We start from the raw sequence: 10,583 nt of genomic DNA, 5'->3' as shown, positions 1-10,583 counted from the left end.
GATGCAAGGCGGAGGAGGGCGCCAACGCGGAGCGTTGGCAACTGACGACAACGCGGCAGATGCGCGTGCCAAGCCCCGCGACGCCGACATGATCCGAACGAGAGGCCCTAGGACGTGCGTCGGCCGCGGCCCCGTCGTGACGGATCGCGGCGGGGCCGCGGACCGGTAGGGCCCGCGCCCCCGGGGTGTCGCCGTTGCCCGGTGCCTTCAGGCACCGGGCAACAGTCGTGTCGTAGGACGCACGCATCCGGGGCATCGCCGAACGGGTGATGTACGACGCACCGCCCGGGGACCGATCGGTTGAGCGGAAGATTAGACTCGACCCGCCCGGCAACAGCTCGATCAGCTCTACTGCAAGGAGGCACGGGTGCCGCTGCTGACCCGCATCAGGGGACCGCGCGATCTGGACCGGCTCACCCTGGAGGAGCTCGACCGGCTGGCCGGGGAGATCCGGACCTTCCTCGTCGACGCGGTCTCCAAGACCGGCGGCCACCTCGGCCCCAACCTCGGCGTGGTGGAGCTCACCATCGCCCTGCACCGGGTCTTCGAGTCGCCGAAGGACAAGGTGCTCTGGGACACCGGCCACCAGTCCTACGTGCACAAGCTGCTGACCGGCCGGCAGGACTTCTCCCGGCTGAAGATGAAGGGCGGCCTGTCCGGCTACCCCTCGCAGGCCGAGTCCGAGCACGACGTCATCGAGAACAGCCACGCCTCCACCGTGCTCGGCTGGGCCGACGGCATCGCCAAGGCCAACCAGATCATGAAGCGGGACGACAGCCACGTCGTCGCGGTCATCGGAGACGGCGCGCTCACCGGCGGCATGGCCTGGGAGGCGCTGAACAACATCGCCGACGCCAAGGACCGCCCGCTCGTCATCGTCGTCAACGACAACGAGCGCTCCTACTCGCCCACCATCGGCGGCCTCGCCAACCACCTGGCGACCCTGCGCACCACCGACGGCTACGAGCGCTTCCTGACCCGCACCAAGGACCTCCTGGAGCGCACCCCGGTCGTCGGCCAGGCCCTCTACGACACCCTGCACGGCGCCAAGAAGGGCCTGAAGGACTTCATCGCCCCGCAGGGCATGTTCGAGGACCTGGGCCTGAAGTACGTCGGCCCCATCGACGGCCACGACATCGAGGCCCTGGAGTCCGCCCTGACCCGCGCCAAGCGGTTCGGCGGCCCGGTCATCGTGCACTGCCTCACCGAGAAGGGCCGCGGCTACCAGCCCGCCCTCCAGGACGAGGCCGACCGCTTCCACGCGGTCGGCAGGATCCACCCCGACACGGGCCTGCCGATCGCCACGGCCGGCGCCGACTGGACGAGCGTCTTCGGCGAGGAGATGGTGAGGCTCGGCGAGGAGCGCGAGGACGTCGTCGCCATCACCGCCGCCATGCTCCAGCCGGTCGGCCTCGACAAGTTCGCCAAGCGCTTCCCCGACCGGGTCTACGACGTCGGCATCGCCGAGCAGCACGGCGCCGTCTCCGCGGCCGGCCTCGCCCACGCCGGCGTGCACCCCGTCTTCGCCGTGTACGCCACCTTCCTCAACCGTGCCTTCGACCAGGTGCTGATGGACGTGGCCCTGCACCGGTGCGGCGTGACGTTCGTGCTCGACCGGGCCGGCATCACCGGCACCGACGGCGCCTCCCACAACGGCATGTGGGACATGTCGATCCTCCAGGTCGTCCCCGGCCTGCGGCTCGCCGCCCCGCGCGACGCCGACCAGGTCCGCGCCCAGCTCCGCGAGGCCGTCGCCGTCGAGGACGCCCCCACCGTGGTCCGCTTCTCCAAGGGCGCCGTCGGCCCCGCCGTGCCCGCCGTGGGCCGCGTCGGCGGCATGGACGTCCTGCGCGAGCCCGGCACCGACGCCCCCGACGTGCTGCTGGTCTCCGTGGGCGCCCTCGCGCCGATGTGCCTGGAGATCGCCGCGCTGCTCGACCGGCAGGGCATCTCCACCACGGTCGTCGACCCGCGCTGGGTCAAGCCCGTCGACGAGGCCATGGCCCCGCTCGCGGAGAAGCACCGTGTCGTCGTCACCGTCGAGGACAACTCGCGCGTCGGCGGCGTCGGCTCCACGATCGCCCAGGCCCTGCGCGACGCCGGCGTGGACGTGCCGCTGCGCGACTTCGGCATCCCGCCGCGCTTCCTCGACCACGCCTCGCGCGCCGAGGTCATGACCGAGATCGGGCTGACCGCCCCCGACATCGCCCGCCAGGTCACCGGTCTGGTCGCGAAGCTCGACGGACGGTACGAGCGCTCCGCCGCCGACGCGGTCGACGCGGTGGAACCGGCCCGCGACTGACCCGCCGTCCACGCGTCGCCCGGACGGGCCGCCCGTGCCACTGTGAAGAGTGGCGCGCGCGGCCCGTCCGCGTGAAGGCGCCCGCGCCGGGGCATACGAGCTACGCCCCTCTCGATCATGTCGAGGACGACAAGCGTGGGAGGTACCCGTGACAAGTCCGCTCTTCCGGACGAAGAAGGTGGAGCAGTCCATCCGCGACACCGAGGAACCCGAGCACGCGCTCAAGAAGTCCCTCTCCGCGCTGGACCTGACCGTCTTCGGCGTCGGCGTCATCATCGGCACCGGCATCTTCGTCCTCACCGGTACGGTCGCCAAGGACAACGCCGGGCCGGCCACCGCCCTGGCCTTCGCCGTGGCCGGTGTCGTCTGCGCGCTCGCCGCGCTCTGCTACGCCGAGTTCGCCTCCACCGTCCCGGTGGCGGGCTCCGCGTACACCTTCTCGTACGCCTCCCTGGGGGAACTGCCGGCCTGGATCATCGGCTGGGACCTGGTCCTGGAGTTCGCGCTCGGCACGGCGGTGGTGGCCGTCGGCTGGTCGGGCTACATCCAGTCGCTGATGGCCAACGCGGGCTGGGAGATGCCCGCGGCGCTGGGCAGCCGCGAGGGCGCCGACGTCTTCGGGTTCGACATCCTCGCCGCCGTCCTGGTGCTGGTGCTCACCGGCATCCTCGTCCTCGGCATGAAGCTGTCCGCCCGGGTCACCACGGTCGTCGTCGCCGTCAAGGTGACCGTGGTCCTCGTGGTGATCATCGCGGGGGCCTTCTTCATCACCGCCGACAACTACGACCCCTTCGTCCCGGACGCGAAGCCGGTGCCCGCCGGCCAGAGCCTCGACGCCCCGCTCATCCAGCTGATGTTCGGCTGGGCCCCGGCCAACTTCGGCGTGATGGGCATCTTCACCGCCGCCTCGGTGGTGTTCTTCGCCTTCATCGGCTTCGACATCGTCGCCACGGCCGCCGAGGAGACCAGGAACCCGCAGCGCGACATGCCCCGCGGCATCCTCGGCTCCCTGTTCATCTGCACCGTCCTCTACGTCCTGGTGTCGCTCGTCGTCACCGGAATGCAGCACTACAGCGAGCTGTCCGTGGACGCCCCGCTGGCCGACGCCTTCAAGGCCACCGGGCATCCCTGGTTCGCGGGCTTCATCAGCTTCGGCGCCGCCGTCGGCCTGACGACCGTCTGCATGATCCTGCTGCTCGGCCAGACCCGGGTCTTCTTCGCGATGAGCCGCGACGGACTGCTGCCCCGCTTCTTCTCCCGGGTCCACCCCCGGTTCAAGACCCCGCACCGGCCGACCGTCCTGCTCGGCGTCCTCATCGCGGTCCTCGCCGGCTTCACCCCGCTGAACGAGCTCGCCGCGCTGGTGAACATCGGCACCCTGTTCGCCTTCGTCATCGTCGCGATCAGCGTGATCATCCTCCGCAGGACCCGGCCCGACCTGCACCGCTCCTTCCGCACCCCCTGGGTGCCCGTCCTGCCGATCGTGTCGGTGGCCGCCTCGCTGTGGCTGATGCTGAACCTGCCCGCCGAGACCTGGGTCCGGTTCGGCATCTGGATGGCGATCGGCATCGTCGTCTACTTCCTCTACAGCCGCACCCACAGCCGCCTGGCCCGGGACCACGAGGACCGGCCCGCCGCCCCGCCGTCCCGCTGAGGAACCCCGGACGGCCCGGTCCGGCCGCGTACCCGCCGGCCGGCCCGGGCCTACCGCCGTACCGCGCGCGGGCCCGTGACCCCCGCGCCCAGGGAGGTCACCCTGCGGCGCAGCCCACGGTCGGCCGTGACCACCAGCACCGGACGGTCACCGGCCTCCGCCACCAGGGCGACCACGCGGTCGTCGCCGCTGCCGGGGGCCGGGTCCACCCGGACCCCCGGGACCGAGTCCACCCCGCGGGCCGCCCCCTCGGTCACCAGCACGATCTCCACCGGACCGGGGTGGTCCGGCAGGCCCTCCGCCGCCAGCCGGTCGCGCAGCCGCTCCGCGGCGCCGCACCGGTCCCGCCACCACCCGTCGGGCACCGACCCGACGACGTTCGCGGCATCGACGATCACGAGCAGGCCGGCGGCGTCATCCATACCGTCAGGGTGCCATGCGGGCACCCGGGCCCCGGCGGGACCCGGCCCGCCCGCGCCCCGCGAACCGGCTTGCGTAGGGTGAACCGGTGATCGGCGACTGGTTCCTCCGCGGCCGCGACGGCCGCCTCACCGTCTACCTGCCGTCGGACGACGCCGTCCTGTGCCGCGCGGAACTCGCCCAGGGCGGCCCCTGGGGGGCGCCCCGCAGGGTCGGCGGCGACCGGGGACTCCACCCGGGAGCGGCCGTCGGGCAGGGCGCCGACGGCTACGCCCACCTGGCCGCCTGGCGGCCCACCGGCGACGGCGGGTCGGTCCTGGTGCACTCCACCCACTTCCGCCCGCGCCTCGCCCCGCTGGACTGGACGCCCGTCGGCCACCCCGACAGGAGGGGCGACCGCACCGGCACACCCGCCGTCGCCGTCGACGACCGGGGACGCGCGCACGTCTTCGTCCGCAACGGGGGCGGCGGGGTGAGCCTGCTCGCCCAGAAGGAGAAGGGCGGCTGGGAACCGTGGCGGGACCTCGGGGGAGCGGACGTCGGGGACCGGCTCGCGGCCGTGACGGGGGAGTCGGGGCTGGTCGAGCTGTACGCGGCCACCCCGGACAGGATCCTGCACTGGCGTCAGGAGCGGCCCGGCACGCCGCCGGCGCGGGCGGAGGACCTCGACGTGCCCGCACGTCCGGGCACCCTGCGCGCGCTGGCCACCTCCGCCGGACGCACCACCGTCTTCTTCACCGGCGAGCACGGGGAGGTGTGCGCCTGGCGCCCCGGCGACGATCCGGTGCCCCTCGTCGCCGCGGCCGGCCCCGGCCCCGTGTCGGCCGTGCGCTGCGACATCGAGGGCCACGACTGCACGGTGCTGGCCCAGCGCTCCGCGAGCGGCCGTACCGCGTTCGCCGCGTACCCCACCGAGCAGGAGCGGGCCGGCGCCTGGTGGACCGAGTCGGGGCCCCGGCTGCCCCCCGACGCCGAGGTGGCCGTGGCCCTGGACGAGCGCGGCGAGGTCGTCGCGGCCGCCCTCGCACCGTCCACCGGCACCCTCCTGCTCACCCGCCGCAAGGACGAGCCGGGGCTGGCGCTCCGGGCCTGGCAGGAGGTCTGAGGCAGGGACCCCGGCCCGGTGTCAGGACCCGCCGCCCGCCGGGGACTTCTTGGCCGACTCCGGGATCTCCTCGTCGTTGCGGATCGCCTTCCACAGGGTCGACGCCTGCGGCTCGGCGGCCACCACCCGGTTCGGGTCGGTCTTGTCGTACGCCACCGGAAGCATGATCGTCTCCATGGCGGCGGGGTCGACGCCGTTCATGCTGCGGCCGAAGTCCGTCAGCGCGGTGAGCGAGGCGAGTTCGGAGTCGGTGGTGAGCGCCGAGGTCAGCGTGTCGGCGATCTTGTACGTCTTGGTGGGGCTGCCCAGCAGGTCCTGCTTCTTGATCTCGCTCAGCAGAGCGATCATGAACTCCTGCTGGAGACCGATGCGCCCGAGGTCGCTGCCGTCGCCGACGCCGTGCCGGGTACGGACGAACTGCAGGGACTCGGTGCCGTCCAGACGGTGGGTGCCGGCGGTCAGCTCGAGGCCGCTGGACTTGTCGTGGATGTCCTGGTCGACGGTCACGGTGACCCCGCCGATCGCGTCCACCAGGTCCTTGAAACCGGCGAAGTCGATCTCCACGTAGTGGTCCATGCGGACCCCGGACATCTTCTCCACCGTCTTGACCACGCAGGCGGGACCCACCTGGGAGTAGACGGAGTTGAACATCACGCGCTCGGCCGATCCCACCTCGGTGCCGTCCGCCTTGGTGCAGTCGGGCCGGGTCACCAGGGTGTCGCGCGGGATGCTGACGGCCACGGCCTCGGTGCGGCCCTCGGGTATGTGCATCACCAGCGCCGTGTCGGAGCGCGCCCCCGCGACCTTGCCGGTGTTCAGTTCGGCGTTGTCGCCGGCGCGCGAGTCGGAGCCGAGGATCAGGATGTTCTGCCCGGAGGTGGGCAGCTTCTCCGGACGGTCCTTGCCGATCGCGTCGTTGATGTCGACGCCCTCGATGTTGCCGTTGAGGTCGCTGTACAGCCAGTAGCCGGTGCCGGCCGCGGCGACCACGAGCACGGCCAGCGACAGCAGGATCCACCGGCCGGTGCGACGCTTCCCCGTGCGGCCCCGCTTGCGGCCTCTGCCGCCGCGCCCGGACGGTGCGTCGGAGTCGCTGCGCTGGGGGGTCGAAACGTGGCTCATCCTGGTCGAGTCCTCGGTGGTCGTGCCCCTCGGGGCGGTGGTGTGGCGTGAGGACTCGGGTGGGGGGAAGGCCGGTCCGTATGCTGCCCGATCGATCCCGCACTATAAGCGGATGATCGTCCGATCATGCACAGGGTGTGAGGCATTTGTAAACACGAACCGAACAAATAGTATGCGCTTTTGATCTCACTGATAGTCCGCGGCAGGTGCTCCGCGGCGGGCGGACCCGGACCACCGGGCCAGCGCAACGGGGAAGGACCACGACGGACATGCGGGCCAGCACGGCGCGTGACAACGAGCGACGGCGGCGGTCGGCCGACGGCGGCGAACCCGGCGGGGCGGGAGCCCTGCGGTCGGGACCGTGGCTGCTGCCCGGACACGACGGCAGGCTCCTCGCCTACGCGCACGTGGACGGAGCGCTGCTGCGCTGGACGGAGAGCGGTCCGGGCGGCCCGGACTGGCTGGGGCCGGACGTGCTGCCGGCCGAGGACGTCACCCACTGCACCCTCGTCCAGGGAGCCAACCGGTACGTCCACGTCCTGGGCCGCCGGGTGCGCGGTGACGCCGACCGGCCCCTCGCCGTGGACCTGGTCTACGCGATCCAGTACCAGGCGGGCCGTCCGATGAGCGAGTGGCGTTCGGTCGGCAACCCGCTCGCCCGGCGCGAGCTCACGGCCCAGCTGGGGGTCCCCGCGGCCGCGGTGGACACGGCGGGGGCGCTGCACGTCTTCGCGCCCACCGCCGAGGGCCGGATCGCGCTGTGCCGCGAGGACACCAAGGGACGCTGGGAACCCTGGCTCGACCTGAAGGCCGCCGGTGTGCTCGACACCCCGTGCGCGGTGGCGACGTCCGGGGGACACGTGGAGCTCCTCGCGCCCGCCCGCACCACCGCTCTCACCTGGCGCCAGGCGAAGCCCGGCGCCGTGCCCGAACGCGGCCACGACCTCGGCGTGGCCGCGCTCCCCGGCTCCGCGACGGGCCTGGAGACCTCGCCGGGGCGGGTCACCTACTTCCTCACCGACCCGCACGGCGGGGGGATCGTCGCCGTGCGCCCCGGCGAGTGGCCCGTGCCGCTGGGCGGGGAACCCGGGGACGGACGCCACGCGGCCCTGGCCGTCACCCTCGACGGGTACCCCTGCACGGTGCTCGCCCACCGCGACGCCGAGGGCCGCGTCGTGCTGGGGGTGTGCCCCGCGGAGGGCGAGCGGTACGGCGTGTGGTGGACCGACACCGGTGCGGACTGCCTCGGCGACCCGGTGCTGGCCCAGGACGGGCGCGGCCGGGTCGTCGTCCTCGCCGTGGACCCGGACGGCGCGCCGGCCCTGGCCCGCCAGATCGACGGGCCGGGACTGACGCTCGGTGACTGGGCGCGCATATGACCCTGCTGCAGACCGCCGGCCGGCGGCGAAGGAGCGTGCAGACATGAGCCGAAGGTCCGAGCACCGGCCGGGCGCCGACTCCCCGGCGGTCACCGCCGCGGGCGGCCGTCCGCACGTCGTCGCCGTGGTCGTCCCCGAACCCGCCGACGCCGTGACACCGGTCGGACTGGAGCAGGCCGGTGCCGAGATCGCGGTCGTGGCGCTGCAGGCGGGCGCCAAGGAGGGCCGGGCGGCACTCGACCGTGCCCTGGCCGCAGCCGCCGACCGGGGCTGCGGTGTGCTCGGGGCCCCCAGGGTGCTGGGCGGACGGGACTCCGGTGACACGGTCGCCGCCCTCCTCGAGGAGCTGCGCGACCTCGTCCCGGAGCGGCTGCACACCCTGGACCCGGACCCCGTCCACCTCTCCTTCGACCGGGCGAGCGGCATGCCGGAGTACGGTGTTCCGCCCGCCCACGCCGAGACCGCGGCGCACGCCCTCGCCGCGGCCCGGGCCTGGCAGGCGGAGAGCGGGCGGCTGCTGTCCGTCGACTGCCATCGTGCCGGCTCCGACCCCGGCCTCGGCGCGGCGTCCTGCCGGCGCTACCCGGCGCCCGCCACCTGGCTGTCCGCGGGCTTCGACGGCCGGCTGACCGCCTTCCTGCCCACCGCGGCCGGCCTGGTGCGCCGGTACCAGGACGCGCCGGGCCGCTGGACCGGCCCCGAGCCCGTGGAGGGGCCCGGGCTGCTGCCGGGGTTGTCCGTCGTGCGGGACCCGCACGGTCTCCCGCACGTGTTCGGGCTGCGCAGGACCGCCCGCGGCGACGGCGGGGTGGACGTCGAGGTCGTGCACGCGGCCCAGTACCGCACCGACGGCCCGCCGACCCCGTGGCATTCGCTCGGCGGGCCGAACCGCGGCGACTGGCGCCGGGCGCGCGCGGTCGGATTCCCGGCGGCGGCGTTCGACGCGGCAGGCGGCCTGCACGTGTTCGTCCGCAACTTCGGGCACAGCATCAGCCGGCGCGGACAGGCCGCCGACGGCAGCTGGACCGCCTGGGAACACCTGAGCGGCACACGGGTCGGTGACGACCTCGCCGCGGTGACGGCCCCGCACGGCGGGGTGGAGGTCTACGCCCGCAGACGGGACGCGCCGGGCGCGGTCCGCTGGTTCCCGGGCGGCCCGGGCGGCGCCTGGATCGAGGACCGGGCGCTGCCGTTCGCCCCCCGCCCCGGAACCCTGACGCCCGCACCGGAGGCGGGCGCCGTCCTCTTCCGCGATCTGCACACCAACGAGGCCTGTCTGTGGCAGCCGGGCATGCCCGCGCCCCGTCCGCTCGGCGAGGTCCGCGGGTCGGGGCCCCTGGGCGCCGTGCGGGGAGTGGAGCGCGACGGCTGGGCCTACTCGGTGCTCACCGCCGCGGGACCGGACGGCACCTGCCTGGTGGGCGCGTACCCGGAGGGCCGGCCCGACACGGGGGTGTGGTGGCAGGACCTGGGGGCGCCGTCGTACGAGGCGCCCGCCGCCACGGTGAGCCGGACCGGGCGGCTCACCGTGGCGGCCCGGCCTCCCGGCCGCCGGCTGGTGCTGGCCGGGTGCGACGAGCGGGCGGGCGGATTCTCCTTCGGCGACTGGCGGCCCGCCCAGGGCTGAGGCCGGACGGATACGGATGGACAAACGGAAGATTTAATTTCGGCCACGAAAAGAGGGCCGCGTCCGCCCCGGCGGTCCCGCGTCCGGCCGCGACGGCCGTTGCGGAATGTGGAATTCACGGATGGTTGTACGGTGAAAATGTGATTCAGGTCGCGGTCACCCAGTGCAAACGCGCGTCGACAGTGAGATGAAAGATTGTTAAAGTTCCTGTCGCTCATGTGATCGAGCTGTGAAAAGTAGGTTCGAGAATGAGCTCCCTGGGGCGCAGTGGGGCGGCCGCAGGGCTTTTCGTCCTGTTTCGCGCTCATCTGAGGGGTTATGGCCAAGCTGTCGCTGCGGGCTGTCCAAAAACTGACCTGCAAGAAGCGCGATGCCTGGTGGACCGTGTTCCTGGTCGACCCGGTGGCCACCCGGATGCTGATCGTCCTCGCCCGCTTCCGGTTCATCACGCCGAACCGGGTCACCTGGGCCGCCCTGTTCATCGGGCTGGCCTCGGCCGGCTTCTTCCTCCAGGGCGACCGCCGGTCCCTGCTCATCGGCGCGCTGCTGTACCACCTGAGCTTCATCCTCGACTGCATCGACGGCAAGCTGGCCCGCCTGAAGGGCAACGGCACGGTCTTCGGCGGCTGGCTCGACTACGTCTTCGACCGCATCCGGGTGCTGTTCTGCGCCCTCGCCCTGATGGGCGGGCAGTTCCTGCGCACCGGCGGCGAGCTCTACCTGCTGGCGGCCCTCGCCGTGGTCTTCCTGGACATGCTGCGGTACGTCGACGCGCTGCAGATCTACAAGATGCGCATGTCGATGCGCACGAAGATCGAGAAGGTCACCAAGGAGCGCGCCGAGGCCGACCGACAGGAAGCCGAGCGCGCCGAGGCCGAGCGGCAGGAGGCCGAGCGCGCCGAGGCCGAGCGGCAGGAGGCCGAGCGCGCCCGGGCCGAGCGCGAGGAGTGGGAGGGCCGGGCCCGGCAGCGGAC

At 73.2% G+C, this 10,583-nt stretch carries 8 protein-coding genes; 6 read left to right on the top strand and 2 right to left on the bottom strand.

From position 1 onward, the window contains the following. Positions 1-367: 367 nt before the first annotated feature. Positions 368-2,302 (top strand): 1-deoxy-D-xylulose-5-phosphate synthase, encoded by a 1,935-nt coding sequence (gene dxs / locus ABTY20_RS33800; RefSeq protein ID WP_352000968.1) that lies wholly within the window; start codon positions 368-370, stop codon positions 2,300-2,302. 148 nt (positions 2,303-2,450) lie between these two features. Then, positions 2,451-3,956, top strand: a complete 1,506-nt coding sequence (locus tag ABTY20_RS33795; protein ID WP_352000967.1) for an amino acid permease — start codon at positions 2,451-2,453, stop codon at positions 3,954-3,956. A 50-nt stretch (positions 3,957-4,006) separates the two neighbouring features. Here ABTY20_RS33795 and ABTY20_RS33790 read toward each other — a convergent pair whose 3' ends face one another. Then, a complete protein-coding gene (locus ABTY20_RS33790) occupies positions 4,007-4,378 on the bottom strand; it encodes an NTP pyrophosphohydrolase (RefSeq protein WP_352000966.1) in 372 nt (123 codons plus the stop codon). 86 nt (positions 4,379-4,464) lie between these two features. Between ABTY20_RS33790 and ABTY20_RS33785 the strand changes: the two genes are divergently transcribed. Further along, complete coding sequence (locus ABTY20_RS33785) at positions 4,465-5,481, top strand: PLL family lectin (protein ID WP_352000965.1); 1,017 nt, start codon at positions 4,465-4,467, stop codon at positions 5,479-5,481. A gap of 21 nt (positions 5,482-5,502) precedes the next feature. Here the strand turns inward: ABTY20_RS33785 and ABTY20_RS33780 are convergent, their stop codons facing one another. Further along, positions 5,503-6,603 (bottom strand): LCP family protein, encoded by a 1,101-nt coding sequence (locus ABTY20_RS33780; RefSeq protein WP_352000964.1) that lies wholly within the window; start codon positions 6,601-6,603, stop codon positions 5,503-5,505. A gap of 269 nt (positions 6,604-6,872) precedes the next feature. Here ABTY20_RS33780 and ABTY20_RS33775 point away from each other — a divergent pair, with 269 nt between their 5' ends. The 3 genes from ABTY20_RS33775 to ABTY20_RS33765 form a co-directional block, all read left to right on the top strand. Beyond that, a complete protein-coding gene (locus ABTY20_RS33775; protein WP_352000963.1) occupies positions 6,873-7,982 on the top strand; it encodes a hypothetical protein in 1,110 nt (369 codons plus the stop codon). Between the two features lie 43 nt (positions 7,983-8,025). Further along, positions 8,026-9,609 (top strand): PLL family lectin, encoded by a 1,584-nt coding sequence (locus ABTY20_RS33770; RefSeq protein ID WP_352000962.1) that lies wholly within the window; start codon positions 8,026-8,028, stop codon positions 9,607-9,609. A gap of 318 nt (positions 9,610-9,927) precedes the next feature. Further along, a partial coding sequence (locus ABTY20_RS33765; RefSeq protein WP_352000961.1) for a CDP-alcohol phosphatidyltransferase family protein occupies positions 9,928-10,583 on the top strand: 656 nt, incomplete at its 3' end.

Origin of the sequence: Streptomyces sp. NPDC126497, assembly GCF_040302425.1 — a bacterium.
In the GTDB taxonomy this organism is placed as follows: Bacteria; Actinomycetota; Actinomycetes; order Streptomycetales; family Streptomycetaceae; genus Streptomyces.
Note: the sequence above shows the minus strand (reverse complement) of the source record. Positions and strands in the feature narration are given on the sequence as shown.